Origin of the sequence: Shouchella patagoniensis (assembly GCF_002019705.1) — a bacterium.
GTDB classification, from domain to species: Bacteria; Bacillota; Bacilli; order Bacillales; family Bacillaceae_D; genus Shouchella; species Shouchella patagoniensis.
Genome location: NZ_KV917377.1, coordinates 3,813,420 through 3,831,928 on the forward strand (window position 1 = coordinate 3,813,420; position 18,509 = coordinate 3,831,928).

The following is an 18,509-nucleotide window of genomic DNA, read 5'->3' on the forward strand; positions in this document are numbered from 1 at the left end:
TCCAGTGAGAATCCGAATTTCCTATTCACGCATATATAACATGTAAAAGGATTAAATTGGGAGGGGTATTTATGGCAAGGGTGCAGCAGATCGAGGAACGCTATCCGCATGCGGAGCGTGTATTAGCTTTAACAAAAGAGCTTGTTCATCAGCCAAGTATTTCAGGCACGACCCAGGAAATCAATATGGCTGAAACGATTCTTGCAATTTTAAAACGCAACCCTTATTTTCAGAAAAATCCATCACAAATAATGCAAGTACCTTTAGAAAAGGATCCTTTAGGAAGAGTAGCAATTGTGGCGATGCTTGCGAAGGAACCAAAACAAAAAGAGGCAACGGTGTTACTGAGTCATTTTGATGTAGTAGGTGTTGATGATTTTGGACTATATAAAGAAGATGCGTTTTTGCCAGAACAATTAATGTCACGCCTATTGGCAGAACAAGAAGGGTATCTGGATAATGATGCTCGTAAAGATCTTGATTCAGGTGATTATATGTTTGGGCGAGGCAGCATGGATATGAAAGCAGGGCTTGCAATGCAACTTTCAGTGATGGAGGATGTAGCTTTAGATCCAACTTCGAAGGCGAATCTTTGCCTTGTCGCGGTCCCTGATGAAGAAAAACTTTCGCTTGGTATGTTTGCGGCTGTCGGTGAATTAGAAAAGCTATACAATCAAGGGTGGCGCTTTAACGCCTGTGTTTGTTCTGAACCTAATTTTTCTGCTTATCCGAACGATTGGAATAAATATGTGTACACCGGTTCAACAGGAAAATTATTGCCATTCATTTATTGTCTTGGTAGAGAAACGCACGTAGGGCAACCACTTGAAGGTATTAACGCATCTGTGATGGCGGCTCAACTTGCGGTGGAAATGGAATGGTCAGAGGCTTTTTCTGATACTATAAACGGAGAATCTTCACCCTCACCTACATGCTTGAGGATACGGGATTTGAAAGATACGTATGATGTGCAAACGCCAAATGAATCCTATCTTTTTTATAATGTCTTAACACTGAATTCCGGTCCAGATCAAGTCATGCAAGCTGTAAAAAAAGCCTGCTTACAGGCAAGTCGATTAATTCATGAGCGTCTTGTTAAACACCGGTCTGTATTTGGAAATGAAGCGATGGCGGAAGCGGTGCCAGAACCAGCTGTTTACACATTACCAGAATTGTATGAACTAGGTTTAAAAAAATATGGAGAATCGTTTAAAGAAGCATACGATAACTTACTTAAAGATAGTATAGAAAGCGGGGATTATTCGGCACAAACGCTTGCATTAGCAAGAGGAATTTCGACTTATTTTCTTGATAAAGCGCCATTTTACCTTATGTTACTACAACCACCATATTATCCTCATGTGCAATTAAACGATAAAAAAGATTCGGAATTATTAGCCATAACCGAAGAGTTACAAAGAATAAGCGCAGATGCATTTGGCCAAAACTTAGTGATTAAAACGTTTTTTCCAGGATTATCTGACGTTAGTTATTGTCGCTCTGTGGAAGGAGAAAAAGCGGAGGATGCCCTCGAGCGATATATGCCTCTCTATAAGAAAAGTTACCATATTCCAATGCAATCGATTCGGAAACTTGATATTCCCACAATCAATGTTGGACCGTTTGGGAAAGATGCACATAAGCGGACAGAGCGCTTACAAATCTCTTATTCGACGGAGGTTGCTCCAGTATTGCTTCGGTATACAATCGATCAACTTGCGTCCAAGTGAGAGTAATTATAGGTAACCGTTTGGCTCGAAGCCAGACGGTTCTTTTTATGATGCGTCATTTCAGTTACGTTTAAGGTACTATGTTAACATAATAAGTGTGTAACCAAATAGGACGGGAAGAAAATAAATGAAAGGGTGTAACGTCTTAATGACCGATAGGCAAAAGACATACTGTTGTATTTGATGGAACAGGAGCAACCTGTTTCTATTGATGCAATTGCTAATCATATTGGCTGTTCAGAGAAAACTGCTCGAAATGAGTGGGGGGCACTGGACAAATTTTTAGTAGAGAATCAATTAGGGGTAATTCTTCGCAAACGAAGCAGAGGAGTAGAAATAGCGCGCAAACTGTCGAACAGCGAAGAAAACTTCACGACACGATAAACCATGAAGAAGATTCTTTTTCCAATGAAGATGAAACGAGAATGAACACGATTGCAGAATTTATTTTAGAACCCTATAGAGAATGGACACTATCACAACTAAGCGATCGTCTTTATACGAGAATCAAATGTCAAAAGGTGGAGCAGAAGATTTCGTACCTTATATCAATATATCAATTAAACACTAGAGAACTTTATCACAGATGTGAATTTATTTGCTGTAGTACCCGTTTGATACTTAGTATTAAAATTATGCCCACACCACTAATGGATCGTACTTTTAATACATCTTTTTTTGTTTGATTCAAATTAACACCACTTAAAACACTGTCTCGTTGCACAAGGAAACTTGTTGTATTGAGACAGTGTTTTTTGTATAATTTGCTATTAAAAAAGAAAAGCAAATCTATGTTCTATTCTCGTTAATCTTTTTCCGAGAAGACTTCTGGCTGTATTTCGGATCGAGAAACTTAATTCATTAGGCTTCCTTCGTCGGCTGAGGGGCCATAGATACTTGGCAAGGGAATATCGAGAAGACGCAAATAAACCCCTAGCTGTGCCCGGTGATGAACCATGTGGCTTAGTCCAAAGCTGCGGAGTGCGATCGCTCGTGGCTCGCGGAGGATGATATGATCACCGTGGCGCAGCGTCCATTCCTCACCGAGCGTTTTCTCGTCACATTTGGAGAGCAGTTTTTCTAACTTTCCCACATTCGCGTCGTACTCCCCCAAAATGTCAGCGCGTTTTTCCAAAGGGTCCCTCCTCAAAGATACCGTCGAAAGATCGAACTCAGGGTACTGAAAAATAGCGACTTGCCAGTTCAACAGGTTGATTAGGTGCGTAGCTAAACCTCCAAGCGTCATTGATTTCTCGTGTGGCTTCCATGTCATATGTTCCTCAGGCAAGCGTTCTAGGATGCGACGCGTATTATCCAGTTCATGCATTGCATCACCAACGATCAGTTGTTTGACCATAAGTTTTCTCTCCTCCCATGCATATTACTTACTAAGATAAGCTTTTATCTTACGTTAAATCTTTATTTAAAATTCAGATTTTTATTGCTCGGAATGAACCAGTCACATTACACAAAACAATAAAAATCAATTTTCAATGATCATCTAGCTAACTAACTGGTTCGATTTTGCATGAGGTCATATATTTTTCGCGTGGTGTTGACATTTCTTACCGTAACTTGTTTGTATAACTTTGATCCAACGATCCTTGACAATCCACTTTTGGTTACATTTTTCTTGTCAACGGACCATAGAATTGCTCCTGGGACATATTTCACAGTGTCAATATTTGGTTTTATGACCAAATTCTCAAGTATGGACTCATCATCAATTTCATCCCATAAAAACATAACATCACTTTTCATGTCTTTGTCATTTTTCCAAGTGTCAGGAATGGTGTTAATGATTCGTTTGACCTCATCGATGCTACGAACGACTACTTTAATTTGTAACCCGAAATCATAACATATCGCATCTTCCAAAATACGTGATAGTTCAGTTTTTGATAGGCCTTTGTTTGAAAAAATTATATTGCCTGTATTGATGTAAGTCACCACATCATTCATTTCGACTTTTTCAAAAGTTTGTTTAAGAAATTTCATGTTAATTTTATTTTTTCCGCCGACATTAATCCCCCGGAGAAGAGCGATATAAACCATAACCATCCCCATTTCGACTTTTTATTTATAGATCTTATCAACTCGATACCCTATATATGAAACGGACATTTCTTCGTATCTCTTATATAAATATTACCATATGTATCTATTGTTATTAAAGATGAGTTAATCCACAATCCGGCCTTCACGTAGATAAGCGCAATCTTTGTTATAACAGGATCGCGCCACTCTATTTAATAATAACCCCTGGTAAAAACATAGTCTAACAAATAAGCGTGACCCCATCATCATTTTTCCAGTGATCTTCTGCAATAGTTTATTAAAACTAAACTTGGTCAATCCAGTTTTTTCTTTAATTTCTCTAATAACTGCACTAAATGTGTTTACATTTTACTTAACAATTCCTTTAGGGACTTGAATACTAGCTGGCATCAGGATTAGGGTGTTTAAAAACTAACACTTGTCTTGTTAGGACACAAACTGATAAAGGGAGTTTGATGAAGTCGACTAAATTTCATGTAGGAAAACGCCTGCATTTGTCGTACACTGATAGAAGGTTTGCTTGTTTGTAAAGTTACAAGCATAAGGAGAATACATATAATGAAATCAAGTTCAACTTCATTTGTTACAGCTGGATTATTACTTGGGATTTTTATGGCAGCAATTGATAACACAATTGTGGCAACGGCAATGGGTACGATTGTTGGAGATCTAGGAAACTATGAACAGTTTGTGTGGGTAACAGCAGCTTACATGGTGGCAATGATGGCTGGTATGCCGATTTATGGTAAATTATCTGACATGTATGGTCGGAAGCGTTTTTTCTTATTTGGATTGGTCGTTTTCTTACTCGGCTCCATGCTGTGCGGCTTGGCGGATTCAATGAATCAATTAATTGCATTTCGCGTCATCCAAGGTATTGGCGGTGGGGCTCTAATGCCAATTGCATTTACGATTATCTTTGATATTTTTCCTCCTGAAAAAAGAGGGAAAATGACGGGGTTAATAGGAGCCGTATTTGGCCTTTCGAGTGTGTTTGGTCCACTTATGGGCGCATTTATTACAGAAACATTGAGCTGGCATTGGATTTTTTATATCAATATGCCAATTGGAGCATTGTCTCTCTTCTTTATCTCACGCTACTATAAGGAAACACTCGAAACACGAAAACAAAAGATTGATTGGCTTGGCGCCGGAACATTAGTGCTTGCAGTTGTCAGTTTAATGTTTGCATTAGAGCTTGGTGGGGGCGCTTATAATTGGAGCTCTCCAGAGTTGTTGACGTTGTTTGGTATAGCCTTTATCTCATTTATTGTGTTTGTTTTCGCGGAACGCAAGGCGGAGGAACCAATCATTTCATTTTGGATGTTTAAGAAGCGTTTATTTGCGACTTCTCAGATCATTGCTTTCATTTATGGCGGGACATTTGTTATTCTTGCTGTCTTTATTCCGATTTTTGTTCAAGCAGTATTTGGTGGTTCTGCATCAAGCGCAGGTACGACCTTAATGCCAATGATGCTTGGCTCTGTGGTTGGGAGTATGGCTGGAGGACTACTTCAGACGAGAATTAAGTTTCGTACAATGATGATTTTCTCTGCGGTTTGTTTTCTAACAGGAATGATTTTGCTTTCAACAATGAGTCCTGAAATTTCACGTATTTCATTAGGAATCTATATGTTTCTTGCCGGAGTGGGTGTAGGGTTCTCGTTTTCTTTATTACCCGCGGCATCGATCAACGATTTACCCCAACGATACAGAGGGTCTGCAAATTCAACCAACTCGTTCTTACGCTCATTTGGTATGACTGTGGGACTCGCCGTGTTTGGGACAGTCCAAACGTTATCATTTACCAATCGAATGAGTGATGCTTTTGCAGGTGCACAGATACCAGCAGGCGAGATGGATCCACAGGAACTATTTACCCCAGAAGGGCGGGCGCAAATTCCGCCAGACGTTCTTGCGACAATTACAGAAGCAATGTCTGATTCCATTACTTTTGTATTTACGCTTGCGATTATTCCAATCGTACTTGCTTTAATCGCTACCTTTTTTATGGGAAATGAACGTGTCCAAACAAGTAAAGATTTAGAAATGAAAGGGTCATCTGAATAGTGAAATGAATTGAACCCACAGCCTTATCAAAGGTTGTGGGTTTTTTATTTTAAAAGGGGGAAATGTCGTTCTTTGCAATTTTAAGTGGAAAGGACCTACTTGTTTTTTATAATCCGCTTAACCTTCGACAAGATTCGCCGATAAAAAAACTGTAGGAGCGTTTATTCATGCTTGTTAGAGAGAGGAGACCCACGCTTGAGTAGTGTAGTAATTAAAGAGATTGCTAAATATTTGCCAAAAGTAGTGAAGACTAGGGCAGAAATGAGAACGCATTTTGCGGCTGTGGGCGCAAGTGTAGATTCATTATTTGATGTGGGTGGGCGAGAAAATCATCCGTATATTGAAGATTACCGACATGAAAATACAGTGACGATGGCGACTGCTGCATGCCGTAATTTATTTGAAAAAGCATCGTGGGACTTGAGCCGAGTCGATGGCTTATTCTTTGTTTCGGATTCACCGGAATATACAGTACCGTCTAATGCAGTTGCAGTTGTTCATGCACTTGGCGGCGGCAATGATGGCAGCGTTAAGTTTGTAATGGATTTAAATCAGAACTGCACAGGATTATTATCAGCATTTGATATGGTAAGCGCTTATATGAAATCGCGAAAAGATTTAAAGCGCTGTGTACTTGTAAGTGCGTTTAATTCAACTCATGTTTCAAATCCAGATGATCCTGTGACTTATGGTTTTTTAACAGATGGTTCTAGTGCCGTCCTAATGGAACGAATTGAGGAAGACGGAAAAGGTGTCATTGATTCTGATACGTTGATTGGTACAGACGGTTGGGAATTAATGAGTTTTCCTGCAGCTGGTTACTCGAGAGTATTTAAAGAGGAAACAGACTTGAAACAACGCACGCTTCGCTGGGATGTAGGCCCTTCAGGGTGGATTCCAGAGAAGTATATGGAAGTTTTACCCGGATTATTAGAGCGCAACGGTTTAACTGAAGTTGATGTGGATTATTTTATTTGTTCCCAATTTCATGAAGGTCTTGTGCATAAAACATGCGAATTAATGGGATCGTCGCCAGAAAAGTGGCTCTTTGTAAGTCGAGAATATGGATACGCTGGAAATGCCTCGCCTGCCTTTGCTTTTGAGGAAGGGCTTAATTCAGGAAAATTTACAGCTGGAAAGAAAGTTGTATGGTTCTCTTTTGGAGCCGGCTTCACACTTTCCGCTTTGCTTTATCAACTTTAAAATGAAATAGAATAGGGGAATGGATTTATGTATAGCATGAAAATCGATGAAATGAAGAAAGTCTTTAGCATTGTAGTGAGTGGTTTTATAACCGAAGATGAGGCTGCAGCTTATATGATTGATTACAAGAAACATTCGGAATCAATCCACTGTCCTTCATACACGCTTTTGCTTGATGGACGTGAGATGAAAGCGTCAAAACAAGGTATGCTTGATGGTTTAAAAGCACTTATACAGTCTTACGTAGATGATCAGTATAAAGAGATTTTATTTGTTCAAGTGGAATCTCCAACGGCTCGATCACAGATGCGCCGTATAGACGTGTTAATGAACAATGTTCGTATTATAGAGCCGACAGAAATACCTTGATTATATAGATAAAAAAACGAATGGAGTGGTACTTACCACTGTCATTCGTTTTTTTATAGAATAGAAGTTAAATGTCTTTATATGAACGAATTAGAAGGAATGAAGTGAACTTCTCTAGTTTAAAAATTTTTTCGGGTTGTACTCATTGGGGGAGTAAGGCCTCATGAAATAGAAGGTGTATACTTTTTAATTAGAAGGTGATTTGTTCTTGTGTAATAACAAAGTGTGTTATATAGTCTTTTTAAAAATAACAGTTTATTTAGAAAAATAAAGAAAAGAGGGATGAATGTATGTCGAGTAAAGTCTTGTTAGTCGATCAGTATATACAATTTGGTTTTGGTAAACAACAAAATCTGTTTACACCAAGCGCGGTAACGTTATTTGAAGCACTCTTTTTCCAGGCTTGTCTTCAAAACAGCTTATCTTTTAAATGGTCAAATCGCCAAGTAGAGGCAAAGACTGGTTTAACGAGAGACACAATGTTCCGTGCAAGAAAATTGCTTGTGGACAATGGTTTCTTATGTGTGCAGACAATTCCAGGCAATCCTATGGTCATTTATACATTCCCTTATGTTGATAGGCAGAAGGAATCTGATGATGGATTAGTAGCTGCAAATGGTGAGGAATCTGCTGAGGCAATCAGTGTGGGTGAGCTAAAAGAAGATCACGAGGAAAACGTTATCGTACCATATGCTGAGGAGATGCATTATCCTGTGGACAAAAGTCATGTGAAAGAGAGTGGACAATCAATGGACTCTCTTGCTATGGACAGTGAATATTTTGATGAGGGAGACGACTGCCTCGCGTACGCGGGGGAGAAAAGGGTTTGGTTTAAAGATTTTAAAAGCACTGAAGTCTTTAAAGACCTTAAAAGCTTGAAAAAGAAAAAGATTACTGCTGCAGCAATAAACGCGCGTATGAGAACGTATTTTCGACAAGCTGGCTTTCCTGTGGTCAATAAACGAATTTTAGACGAAGCTGTGTCTTGGATAGAGAACGATACGTTTCAGGAAGGGATCGAAATGATTGAACAAGCAATTGATCTAGCAAGTGACGCTGGTGTACCAAAATGGAGTTATGTAAGGGCGACATTAAATGCCTGGAAGGAGAAAGGCTTTCAAACAGTTGAAGATACGGTCATTGAACGTCAAGTGTGGTCCGAAATGAAACAGAAACAAAACAGTGGAAATGGGGAAATTGAAAAACAGATAAAACAAAAACAAGCATACGCCAAATTGGTAAAAGAATATCCTGATAAAACATTTTAAGCCTAAAAGGGAAGAGAATGAACTCAAGAGGTGTGAATCAAAAAGAAGAGCGCATCGAGCGCGCTCTACAAATGATTATCAAAAAAAGGAGCAATGACTTAATTGCCCGTTAATTGAAGAATAAACTGTTTAAATTGATCATTGCCTTCTTGTGTATCTTTAAATACACCTGCGTGCTCTAAAACGGTATTAAAGATTTTACCGACATGTTCTTTTAGTATCTCACTTACGTTTTCTTTGGTCAGTGTATTCCCTTTTATTTGCTTTAATGCAAGTGCCCAATCAGCATGTTTAGCTATTGTTTCAGATGCCTGCAAGCGTGAAGCTGCGTTATCATCTATTAAAATTGCAGCAATCTCTTCTAATTCTCCTTTTAAACGACCTGGAAGGATTGCAAGCCCCATCACTTCAATTAACCCGATGTTTTCTTTTTTAATTGAGTGCACTTCAGCGTGGGGGTGGAACAAGCCAAGAGGATGTTCAGCTGTCGTGCGGTTGTTACGCAACACAAGATCAAGCACATAATCATCGCCGCTTCTCCTTGCTACAGGAGTAATCGTATTATGTTGTTCCCCATTTGTTGCAGCAAAGATGCCGGCACTAGCATCACTATACGACTGCCATTGGGTTAAAATGGTTGCTGCCACTTTTTCAATATCGTTTCGATTGGCCCCTTGCAAACGAATTACACTCATAGGCCAATGAACAACACCAGCCTTAACAGAAGAGGTTTCTTTCAATGTAAAAGAAAATCTTAGCGGTGCTTTAGCCATTGGAAACGTATGTGTTCCCCCTTGGTAATGATCGTGCTTCAAGATTGAGCCTCCAACGATTGGCAAATCAGCATTGGAGCCAATAAAGTAATGAGGGAACTGGCTAACAAAATCAAATAAGCGAGAAAAGGTTTTAGCAGATATTTTCATCGGCACTTGTTTTCCGGAAAAAACAATCGCGTGTTCGTGATAATAAACATAGGGTGAAAATTGTAAATACCAATGTTGGCCGCCCAGTGTAACTGGAATAATACGCAAGTTTTGTCTGGCGGGGTGACCTGCACGTCCGACGTATCCAACATTTTCTTTTGCAAGTAAACCATTTGGATAGGTTGAAGAGACTTCATGTTTCGCTGCGGCAATTGCAGTAGGATCAATTTCTGGTTTAGATAAGTTAATGGTTATCTCTAATTCCCCATAAGTACTGGAAGAAGACCAACTCTCATTTAAAGCAATTCGATTGGAACGAATATAGTTCGCATGTTGATTAAAACGATAAAAAGTAGCTGTCGCTTCCTCTGGACCATATGTTTGAAGGGTCTGATAAAAAGACTGAATGACGGTGCTTGGCCTTGGTAGTAATGTCGCCATAAGCTTTGTGTCAAACAAGTCTCTATAAGTAATTGTATTCGCTTGTAGCAATCCATTCTCTGCTGCCCAGTCCAGCATGGACGTTAAAATATCAGAGAGAGGTGTTTGTTTGACCAATTGATTATTCATCCTTGGCTCATCAAGACCAAGACAATCAAGGAGTTGGTTGCGAGCGTAGTCTACATCTTCAAATGTTAATAATTCATGATTCATACCGTAAGCAAGTAAATGTTCGATGTTCTCATAGATGGACAAGCGCTCACTTCCTTTCGGTGTTCAGCGATAATTCAGAAACGCCGGTACCTGCTGTGCTTACATAAAAATCTGGTTCTAGTCCAGTTTGTTTCATATATATAGGAACGACATAGGAAGTAAATGCGTCAATTGATTTTTGATCAACGAGGCTAATTGTACACCCCCCAAACCCTGCTCCAGTCATGCGGGTACCAATGCAACCAGGCGCACCAATTTGAATGTCAAATAATGCGTCAAGTTCAGCGCCTGTTACTTCGTAATCTATTGCAAGAGAGCGATGAGAATCTGCCATTAACTGACCAAATCCTTCTAGATCTCCTTCTTTTAATAAAAGAACAGCCCGCTTTACCCGATCGTTTTCACGTACAACATGAGCGACTCGATTTGCGATCGTTTCTGAGCGAAAGAGATCTTTGTTTACACTAAGTGCTTCAAGGGATAAGTCACTCAATGTTGTTAATTCAAGTCCGGAGGCTTGCAAATCAGACAATCCTTGTTCACATTCAGAACGGCGCTCGTTGTATTTGGAATCTGCTAAACCACGGCGTTTATTCGAATTCGTAATAACAAGACTGTAGTTTCCTAGATGCAAAGGGACATGTTCGTAGGCGAGTGAGTGAGTGTTTAAAAATAACGCATGATCTTGTTTACCCATCCCAATCGCAAACTGATCCATTAAGCCACTATTAACTCCTATATAATGGTTTTCAACTTGTTGACACGCTCTGGCAAGTTCTGGTTTCGAATAATTAGCTCCTGTTAGCGACGTTGCCATAAAAGCTGTAACCATTTCAATGGATGCTGAAGAAGAAAGCCCAGCGCCATGGGGGAGGTTTCCGTAAAAATACAGTTTAAGCCCAGTAAACTCAAGTCCCTGTTTGTAAAAAAAGTCGAGTACTCCTTTCGGGTAATTGCCCCAATCGTCATCTTTTCTATAAGATAAGTCATTAATTGAACAAGTGATTTGCTGATTAAAGTTAGCGCTTACAAGGTGGAGCGTTTGATCGTTCGTTTGTTTAACGGCCAAATAGGTCCCCATAGTTAGTGCAGCGGGAAAAACAAAACCGCCATTATAATCCGTGTGTTCTCCAATTAAATTCACACGTCCGGGTGCGAAAAAGAGATGGTCTGGGTCTTGACCATATGTCATAGAAAAATTGTCAATAAGTTGCTGCTGTTCTTGTTCATGGATCATTCAATTCACTCTCCTTATGCTAATAGTAACGCCATAAAAATAAAAAAACAGAGAGAATCTTGCTAAAAATAACAACGATATTGCTCGTGTACTTTCTTTTTATCGTAACATAATTGAATGATCGTTCGTATGTTGGATTACTCTCGTAATTAGATGGGAGAAACGTAAATAGCTTTAAATAGAAGAAGAAGACGGTTACAACTAAAATAAAAGAAAGCTTTGACATTGATCAAATTATCCTGTATATTACGACATGGACGAACGATACGTCCTTTCATTTAAATTATTATTCGTTTTTAGGGGTGTGTCTAGTGGAAAATGCATTTGATTATGAAGATATTCAATTAATTCCTGCGAAATGCGTGGTAGGTAGTCGTTCAGAATGTGACACAAGCGTTATGCTTGGTGGCCGTTCCTTTAAATTACCAGTCGTTCCTGCTAACATGCAGACGATTATTGACGAGAAGATTGCCCTTTACTTAGCAGAGAACAACTATTTCTATGTTATGCATCGCTTTCAACCGGAAAAACGACGTGCATTTATTAAAGACATGCAAGAGAGAGGTCTATATGCCTCCATTAGCGTGGGTGTAAAAAATGAAGAATATGACTTTATTAATGAATTAGCTGAAGAAGAGCTAATTCCAGAATACATTACAATTGATATCGCTCACGGTCATTCCAACGCTGTCATTGAAATGATCCAGCATATTAAACGGAAGTTGCCATCAAGCTTTGTGATTGCAGGCAATGTTGGTACACCAGAAGCTGTACGTGAGCTTGAGAATGCTGGCGCAGACGCAACAAAGGTTGGCATTGGGCCGGGAAAAGTGTGCATCACCAAAATTAAAACAGGCTTTGGCACAGGTGGTTGGCAATTAGCGGCGTTAAGATGGTGTGCAAAGGCAGCAAGTAAGCCGATCATTGCTGATGGTGGGATCCGTACGCATGGCGATATTGCAAAATCTGTTCGCTTTGGAGCATCAATGGTGATGATCGGTTCTCTGTTTGCAGGTCATGAAGAATCACCTGGAGAAACCACTGAAAAAGATGGAAAGCTTGTAAAAGAATACTTTGGATCCGCATCAGAGTTTCAAAAAGGCGAGAAGAAAAACGTCGAAGGTAAGAAGATGTTTGTTGAACACAAAGGTGCGCTTGCCGATACACTTCAAGAGATGGAGCAAGACTTACAATCATCAATCTCATACTCTGGAGGGGCAAAACTAGACGCAATTAGAAATGTTGATTATGTAATTGTGAAAAATTCAATCTTTAATGGCGATAAAGTGTATTAAAGATGAGGAGCAGCATCGAGCTGCTCTTTTTTATTTGGATATAAGTAAATTATTTATGACTTTATGTAAAAAATAATTTACTTATAGTCGAAAATATTTTACACTTACTCGTGTAAGGAGGTGGATGTCAACATGCCACTTAATGAACAGGGACATTTAATGAATCGCATTCATGTATTAAGAGCAGAAAAAGGGATGTCACAAAAAGAAGTTGCAGCAAAATTAGGTGTAAGCCGACAAACGATTGTATCTTTGGAAAAAAATAGATATAATCCATCGCTAAAACTAGCATTTGAGCTGGCTCTTCTATTTGAAGTCGACATTCATGAAGTATTTCAGTATGAAATCAAGGAGGAGGGGGAGTAACGTTGGATTTATTTTTAGCAGTACTTAGATTGCTTTATGTGGTTGTGTTCTTTGGTGCCTTATTTATAAGTTTAAAATTTCAATGGGGAGAAGAAGGAAAAGATGAACGTGGGAAGCAGATTTTAAATACTTCATATGGAATTGCGTTTCCACTCTTACCTTTAGGTTGGCTTTTCATCGAATTGTATAGCGATTATGTGTCTTCTGTTTCTTATGAGCAATATAAAATGGCCATCTGGTTTTTACTAACGGGAATGTACATCTTGCATGCGTTATTCATACTTGTATTGAGAAAAAAATACTAAGAGGGTGTATGAGCCGTGAATAAGAACATTTTAATAGGTATTTTAGGTGGGTTTTTATTGATTTCTGCTTGTGGTACATCTGATAAACAAACAAGCGGAAGAGATGAGCAGCAGGAAGAAGATTACTTCCAACCAGAAGATCTTGCAGAAGCTGTGTTGCAGGAGAAGAGTGAGGCTATTTATAAACAAACAAGTGCAAGCTTTCAAGAAATCATTTCGATAGAAGAATTTGAAGAGGTGATTGTTTCTTTTAATGATGGTGTAGATTCGTATACACTTAAATCGCAGATTCCTATTGAGGGAATGGATTATTATACTTGGATAGATGAAACGGAAACAAGGGGGATTTCAGCTGCATTTGATGAAAAAGATATGATCCATTATTTTCATATTCCAATGCTGGAAACCTTTCCAGAGACGGATAAACAAATGACGAAAACCGAATTTATTTTACCAATTAAAGAAGAGTGGTATACCTGGTGGGGTGGTATGAACGAATTAGAGAATTATCATTATGTTGTTGAAGAACAGCGGTACGCATATGATTTTCTGATAAGGGAAAACAATCAATCCTATTCAGGTGATCCAACTAAAAATGAAAGTTATTATTCTTTCGGTAAAGAGGTTGTGGCACCAGCAAGTGGAACGGTTGTTGAGATAGAAAATAAAATTGAAGACAATGAACCAGTTGGAGAAATGAATGAAAATGAGCCGTTTGGTAACTATGTTATCATTGATCATGGCAACGAGGAGTATAGTTTAATCGCTCATTTGAAGCATGATTCAGTTAAGGTAACAGTAGGGGATAAAGTGGATCAAGGGGATACCGTTGGCTTAAATGGAAACTCTGGTAATTCGAGTGAACCTCATATTCATTTTCAAGTAAATGATTCTCCGGACTTTTTTAACAGCAAGTCAATAAATATCCAATTCATAAATGATGTTCGTCCAACACGGGGGGACGTTATTCAGTCACAACTTTAATAAGAAAAGCAACGGTTTGGCAAAATGCAACCGTTGCTTTTGGTCTTATATCCAGCTCCAACCGCCACGACGGCGTCTGCCAGAGCCATTTCTATTTTCGAATTGATCGTTTTCAACCACATTTTCATTAATTGTGTTTTCTTCAACAGAGTCTGATTCTGGATAATGGTGAACATGGCGAAGAACACGGTTGTTCACAAATGTTGTATGAGTTGGATGCACTTCTGGGATGATGATTACTTCTGTTTGTTCGACAACGCGATGACGGGTTGGATGAATGACTGGTTTACACTCTTTGAAACGTGTTGGTCGTGTTTCGTGGTGAGATTCTTCTTTTTCCCGTCCACATTTATTGCAACCCATAATTTCAAACCTCCATAGTTATATTTTTAAAACTCTTATACAATAACGTATGGACTGAGGAAAGTTAGCGGACTAGGCATCTGCCTGAATTCATGTAAATTGGCGTAAACGTGGATAGACGTTTCTCACTAACGCTGATTTTCCCAATACGATTTAAATAACATTCTTGCTATACTTAAAGTAAAAAGGAGGCGCTATGTCACTATGAACCCTATGCATAAACAAGGGACAATCTTTGTAACAGTGCTTGCAGCAACGATTGTTATTGGAATACCGGCTTATGCTGAAAGTGTAAATGATCCTCCACCAATTCTTACACCCGAGAACCCAAATGAGAAAATGGTCTTATTTGATAATAGCCATGGACAGACAGCTGGGCAATCCGATTGGGTGATTGATGGTGCGTTCTCAGATTTTGCTGAGGCTCTTGCTGACGAGGGGTATCTTATCCATGAATTCAGGGGGACAGAACCTTTGTCGGACGAGGCTTTGGATGGATATGATGTGTTTGTCATTCCAGAAGCGCAAATTCCATTTAAGCAAATAGAACAAGAAGCCATTGCATCATTTGCTGAAGAAGGTGGTGGCGTCTTCTTTATCGCAGATCATTACAATGCAGACCGTAATTTTAACCGGTTTGATTCAAACGAAATCATGAATGGTTGGCGTCGAGGTGCTTATGAGGACATCACGAAAGGAATGAGTGATGAGGAAATAGAAGCGTTGGAAGGTGTCGTCAGTTCAGACTGGCTTGCAGAAGAATTTGGCGTACGTTTTCGTTATAATTCCATTGACAACACCGTAGCAAATAGCATTGTTAGTCCTGACGAATCATTTGGTATTACAGAAAACATTGATCAACTATCGATTCATGCAGGTTCAACCCTTGCGATTATGAATCCAGACATCGCCAAGGGAATTGCTTTTCTCCCTGATGGGTTAACAGCTGAAGAGAATAAATGGGGCAATGCAGTTGACCAAGGTGTATATCATGGAGGTGGAGTGGCAGAAGGACCTTATGCTGCGATTGGGAAGAAGGGCTTAGGTAAAGCTGCGTTTATTGGAGATTCTTCACCAGTAGAAGATGCGACGCCAAAGTATCGGAACGAAGAGCACGGTGGTGTTAAGCGCACCTATGATGGTTTTATCGATCAAGACAATGGTCCTTTCTTAGTACAAGTAGTTAACTGGCTTGCGGAACAAGAGTCATACGTTGATTTTACTGCTGAAGGGATTACATTAGATGAGGTATCACCTTTGCTTGAAATGGAACAACCTGCACAAACGACTGAACCCCAACAAGAACCATGGCGTGAACCTCAAGGGAATTATCGCTGGTATGATCGCTCGACATTTGCTCCAGGTTCTTTTGGAAGTGGAACAGAAGTACCTAAAGAAGTTGAATATACAGTAGAAACGCCTGCATCACTGCCATTAGGAGGCGAGCCGTTTGAAGTGACGATTAAGCTTTCTAATCTAGCAAAAAATCAAACGTTAAATAACCTTGATATGCAAGTCTATTTAACAGGGGGACAGGCGATCTCTCAAATCCAATTAGCTAACGGAAATTGGCCGAATTCATACGGTTACCAGAATGTTGGAGCCATTATTGCTGATGATAGTGGTGCGGCTGAAAAAACAGTAACAATGCGGCTAAATCCAAATGTAAATGCAGACACCGCTAACATTCGCTTGCGAAATGATCGGAATAATGTCTTAACAAAATCGGTACAGTTAAGTCCGAGTCTAGAAGAAATCGTGACGTTACCTAAAATTCAAAGAGAACTCCAATTTAAAAGAGATATCCCTGAATATGCGGTTACTGGTAATTAAAAAAGAAGGGTGTTTGTCTAATCAGGCAAACACTCTTCTTTATATAGGACAGATTTACAAATCAATAAATAAATCAACGACTTCACCTTTATTTACGTCAATTAACCCAAAATCTGTGATTTTTAGAGCAGGGCTAACTGGAAGAGAGAGAGTCGACATCGACATGATTGGATTGTAGTGTTTGTAGCCTAACTGTCTCATTGCTGCAACAAGTTGTTTGACTTCAAGTCCTACTTCTTCTAAAGGAGCTTCTGACAGAATCCCACCGACTGGGAGCTTGAGAAGTGCCTTCACTTCGCCATCTTCAACAACACAATACCCACCTTGGGCTTCAATTACTTTATTTGCTGCATGGACCATATCAGTAGAATTAGCTCCGACGACAAGTAAATTATGATTGTCATGGGAATAGGTTGTTGCAATAGCACCTCGTTGAAGCACATCACCAGCTATTAGACCATGCGCACGTCCACCAGACTGTCCATGACGTTCAAATGTGGCGATTAAGCGGCAACCAGATCGTTCCCAGTGTAGTTCTCCGTTGTTAACAGGTAGTTCTTTGGTGCTTTCCTTTGTGAAAGTTGATCCGTCCGCAACATTCATCACGCGGCAAATGTGCATGCCATTCGCTCGATCTGTTTGGATTTTAAAATCTTCTTTTGTTAAACGGGGGAGCTTAATGCTCGAATAAAAATGGGATGGAAATTGGTTGGGACTCACTTTTTGGGCAATCACATTTTTTTTGTCGTACACGAGGACGCCATTTTTGTATACAGAAGAGAATGTAAAGGTATTATCGGTTTCGATTATGGTGAAATCAGCAATCTTGCCTACGGCAATTGCACCACGATCATCCATTTTCATTCGTTTGGCTGGTGTCGCTGTGCACGCATAAATGACATCTTCAAATGGCATGCCCGCATCTAACGCAATCGTTGCAAGCACATTCAAGTGTCCGTGTTGGAAAAGTGAATCGGTCATCACATCATCCGTTATAAAACAAAAATGTTCACGGACATCGTTCTCGATTAAATAACGAAGCACTTCCGGTGTCATCGACTTTTCTTGAATCTCAACAAACATGCCTGCTTCAATTCGTGCGTGTAATCCTTCAACTGTCTGATGCGTATGGTCGGAACCGATCCCAGAATATAGAATTTGATCCAGGTCTAGCCCAGTCAGTTTAGGTACATGTCCTTCAATTGGTACATTCGGATACGTACTTCGGAAGTGATTGAGGACTTGGTTTGTTTTAGAATCTGGCTTTTTAATGACATCAACGTAGTTCATAATTTCACCAAGACACTGAATCTCTTCTGTTTTCATCAATTCATCAATCTCGTTTATACCAATCTCTCCGCCCGTTGTTTCCATTGAGGTAGCAGGAACAGAACTTGGAATCGCATATTTCATATCAACGGTGCAAAACTCGCTTGCACGGATCATGGCTTTAACGCCTTCAACCCCAAACACATTCGCCATTTCATGTGGTTCGGGCACAATGGTTGTCACACCATTTTGTAATAAGGCATATGAAAATGTTTCTGGAGTGACCATCGAACTTTCAATATGAAGGTGGATATCGATTAGACCTGGAATCAACTGTTTGCCTTTTGCATCAATGACCGCATTTGAGCGAATTGAGGCGAGTTCTTCTTTGGAGCCAATTGCTACAAAAAGTCCTTTATCAATCGCAATAACCGCTTCTCGAAAACGATTGGTATACGTATTATAGACGCGGGCATTTGTTATTAATGTTTCAACATGCATGGTTTGCCTCCTATTAATCTCCGGTTCTATTTAAGTTTGTTGTAAGACTAACATTCAGCAGGGGAAGGGCACCCACACTGA

General features: G+C 39.6%; 17 protein-coding genes. 11 read left to right on the plus strand and 6 right to left on the minus strand.

The window, feature by feature from the left end:
* Positions 1–71 precede the first annotated feature (71 nt).
* Both BK584_RS19815 and BK584_RS19820 read left to right on the plus strand, forming a co-directional pair.
* Positions 72–1,730: a M20/M25/M40 family metallo-hydrolase gene (locus BK584_RS19815; protein WP_078394184.1), complete on the plus strand. Its 1,659-nt coding sequence runs from the start codon at positions 72–74 to the stop codon at positions 1,728–1,730.
* A gap of 174 nt (positions 1,731–1,904) precedes the next feature.
* The gene (locus tag BK584_RS19820) at positions 1,905–2,114 is read left to right on the plus strand and encodes a hypothetical protein (protein ID WP_078394185.1); all 210 of its coding nucleotides are present in this window, start codon (positions 1,905–1,907) and stop codon (positions 2,112–2,114) included.
* 469 nt (positions 2,115–2,583) lie between these two features.
* On the opposite strand, the gene BK584_RS19825 is transcribed toward BK584_RS19820, so the two are convergent.
* Together BK584_RS19825 and BK584_RS19830 are read right to left on the minus strand one after the other, a co-directional pair.
* Positions 2,584–3,087, minus strand: coding sequence for a DinB family protein (locus BK584_RS19825; protein WP_078394186.1), 504 nt, complete (start codon positions 3,085–3,087; stop codon positions 2,584–2,586).
* Positions 3,088–3,239: 152 nt separating this feature from the next.
* On the minus strand, positions 3,240–3,785 hold the full coding sequence (locus tag BK584_RS19830) for a DUF1697 domain-containing protein (RefSeq protein WP_078394187.1): 546 nt from the start codon (positions 3,783–3,785) through the stop codon (positions 3,240–3,242).
* A gap of 561 nt (positions 3,786–4,346) precedes the next feature.
* On the opposite strand from BK584_RS19830, the gene BK584_RS19835 reads away from it, so the two are divergent.
* The 4 genes from BK584_RS19835 (at position 4,347) to BK584_RS19850 (ending at position 8,698) form a co-directional block, all read left to right on the plus strand.
* On the plus strand, positions 4,347–5,858 hold the full coding sequence (locus BK584_RS19835; protein WP_078394188.1) for an MDR family MFS transporter: 1,512 nt from the start codon (positions 4,347–4,349) through the stop codon (positions 5,856–5,858).
* 195 nt (positions 5,859–6,053) lie between these two features.
* Positions 6,054–7,061 carry a 3-oxoacyl-[acyl-carrier-protein] synthase III C-terminal domain-containing protein gene (locus tag BK584_RS19840; RefSeq protein ID WP_078394189.1) on the plus strand — a complete coding sequence of 336 codons (1,008 nt, stop codon included), beginning with the start codon at positions 6,054–6,056 and terminating at the stop codon, positions 7,059–7,061.
* A gap of 27 nt (positions 7,062–7,088) precedes the next feature.
* Positions 7,089–7,430, plus strand: coding sequence for a hypothetical protein (locus BK584_RS19845; protein WP_078394190.1), 342 nt, complete (start codon positions 7,089–7,091; stop codon positions 7,428–7,430).
* A gap of 290 nt (positions 7,431–7,720) precedes the next feature.
* Positions 7,721–8,698, plus strand: coding sequence for a DnaD domain protein (locus BK584_RS19850; protein WP_078394191.1), 978 nt, complete (start codon positions 7,721–7,723; stop codon positions 8,696–8,698).
* 98 nt (positions 8,699–8,796) lie between these two features.
* Here the strand turns inward: BK584_RS19850 and BK584_RS19855 are convergent, their stop codons facing one another.
* Both BK584_RS19855 and BK584_RS19860 read right to left on the minus strand, forming a co-directional pair.
* Positions 8,797–10,317, minus strand: coding sequence for a UDP-glucose--hexose-1-phosphate uridylyltransferase (locus BK584_RS19855; protein WP_078394192.1), 1,521 nt, complete (start codon positions 10,315–10,317; stop codon positions 8,797–8,799).
* Positions 10,318–10,321: 4 nt separating this feature from the next.
* Complete coding sequence (locus tag BK584_RS19860) at positions 10,322–11,512, minus strand: galactokinase (protein WP_078394193.1); 1,191 nt, start codon at positions 11,510–11,512, stop codon at positions 10,322–10,324.
* Between the two features lie 311 nt (positions 11,513–11,823).
* Here BK584_RS19860 and guaC point away from each other — a divergent pair, with 311 nt between their 5' ends.
* The 4 genes from guaC to BK584_RS19880 all read left to right on the plus strand — a co-directional run bounded on the left by guaC (position 11,824) and on the right by BK584_RS19880 (position 14,462).
* Positions 11,824–12,807 (plus strand): GMP reductase, encoded by a 984-nt coding sequence (gene guaC / locus BK584_RS19865; protein ID WP_078394194.1) that lies wholly within the window; start codon positions 11,824–11,826, stop codon positions 12,805–12,807.
* A gap of 132 nt (positions 12,808–12,939) precedes the next feature.
* Positions 12,940–13,173 carry a helix-turn-helix transcriptional regulator gene (locus tag BK584_RS19870; protein ID WP_078394195.1) on the plus strand — a complete coding sequence of 78 codons (234 nt, stop codon included), beginning with the start codon at positions 12,940–12,942 and terminating at the stop codon, positions 13,171–13,173.
* 2 nt (positions 13,174–13,175) lie between these two features.
* Positions 13,176–13,478, plus strand: a complete 303-nt coding sequence (locus BK584_RS19875) for a hypothetical protein (RefSeq protein ID WP_078394196.1) — start codon at positions 13,176–13,178, stop codon at positions 13,476–13,478.
* A gap of 15 nt (positions 13,479–13,493) precedes the next feature.
* The gene (locus tag BK584_RS19880) at positions 13,494–14,462 is read left to right on the plus strand and encodes a M23 family metallopeptidase (RefSeq protein WP_245808917.1); all 969 of its coding nucleotides are present in this window, start codon (positions 13,494–13,496) and stop codon (positions 14,460–14,462) included.
* 45 nt (positions 14,463–14,507) lie between these two features.
* On the opposite strand, the gene BK584_RS19885 is transcribed toward BK584_RS19880, so the two are convergent.
* Positions 14,508–14,825, minus strand: a complete 318-nt coding sequence (locus BK584_RS19885; protein WP_078394197.1) for a CotD family spore coat protein — start codon at positions 14,823–14,825, stop codon at positions 14,508–14,510.
* A 204-nt stretch (positions 14,826–15,029) separates the two neighbouring features.
* Between BK584_RS19885 and BK584_RS19890 the strand changes: the two genes are divergently transcribed.
* Positions 15,030–16,658, plus strand: coding sequence for a motility-associated ABC transporter substrate-binding family protein (locus BK584_RS19890; RefSeq protein ID WP_078394198.1), 1,629 nt, complete (start codon positions 15,030–15,032; stop codon positions 16,656–16,658).
* Between the two features lie 54 nt (positions 16,659–16,712).
* On the opposite strand, the gene BK584_RS19895 is transcribed toward BK584_RS19890, so the two are convergent.
* A complete protein-coding gene (locus tag BK584_RS19895; RefSeq protein WP_078394199.1) occupies positions 16,713–18,428 on the minus strand; it encodes an adenine deaminase C-terminal domain-containing protein in 1,716 nt (571 codons plus the stop codon).
* Between the last annotated feature and the right edge of the window lie 81 nt (positions 18,429–18,509).

Excerpts from the sequence above, each read along its gene's own strand:
- BK584_RS19815 (WP_078394184.1), top strand. The coding sequence starts at position 72 with ATGGCAAGGGTGCAGCAGATCGAGGAACGCTATCCGCATGCGGAGCGT.
- BK584_RS19825 (WP_078394186.1), bottom strand. The coding sequence starts at position 3,087 with ATGGTCAAACAACTGATCGTTGGTGATGCAATGCATGAACTGGATAAT.
- BK584_RS19830 (WP_078394187.1), bottom strand. The coding sequence starts at position 3,785 with ATGGTTTATATCGCTCTTCTCCGGGGGATTAATGTCGGCGGAAAAAAT.
- BK584_RS19835 (WP_078394188.1), top strand. The coding sequence starts at position 4,347 with ATGAAATCAAGTTCAACTTCATTTGTTACAGCTGGATTATTACTTGGG.
- BK584_RS19845 (WP_078394190.1), top strand. The coding sequence starts at position 7,089 with ATGTATAGCATGAAAATCGATGAAATGAAGAAAGTCTTTAGCATTGTA.
- BK584_RS19850 (WP_078394191.1), top strand. The coding sequence starts at position 7,721 with ATGTCGAGTAAAGTCTTGTTAGTCGATCAGTATATACAATTTGGTTTT.
- BK584_RS19860 (WP_078394193.1), bottom strand. The coding sequence starts at position 11,512 with ATGATCCATGAACAAGAACAGCAGCAACTTATTGACAATTTTTCTATG.
- BK584_RS19870 (WP_078394195.1), top strand. The coding sequence starts at position 12,940 with ATGCCACTTAATGAACAGGGACATTTAATGAATCGCATTCATGTATTA.
- BK584_RS19885 (WP_078394197.1), bottom strand. The coding sequence starts at position 14,825 with ATGGGTTGCAATAAATGTGGACGGGAAAAAGAAGAATCTCACCACGAA.
- BK584_RS19890 (WP_078394198.1), top strand. The coding sequence starts at position 15,030 with ATGAACCCTATGCATAAACAAGGGACAATCTTTGTAACAGTGCTTGCA.
- BK584_RS19895 (WP_078394199.1), bottom strand. The coding sequence starts at position 18,428 with ATGCATGTTGAAACATTAATAACAAATGCCCGCGTCTATAATACGTAT.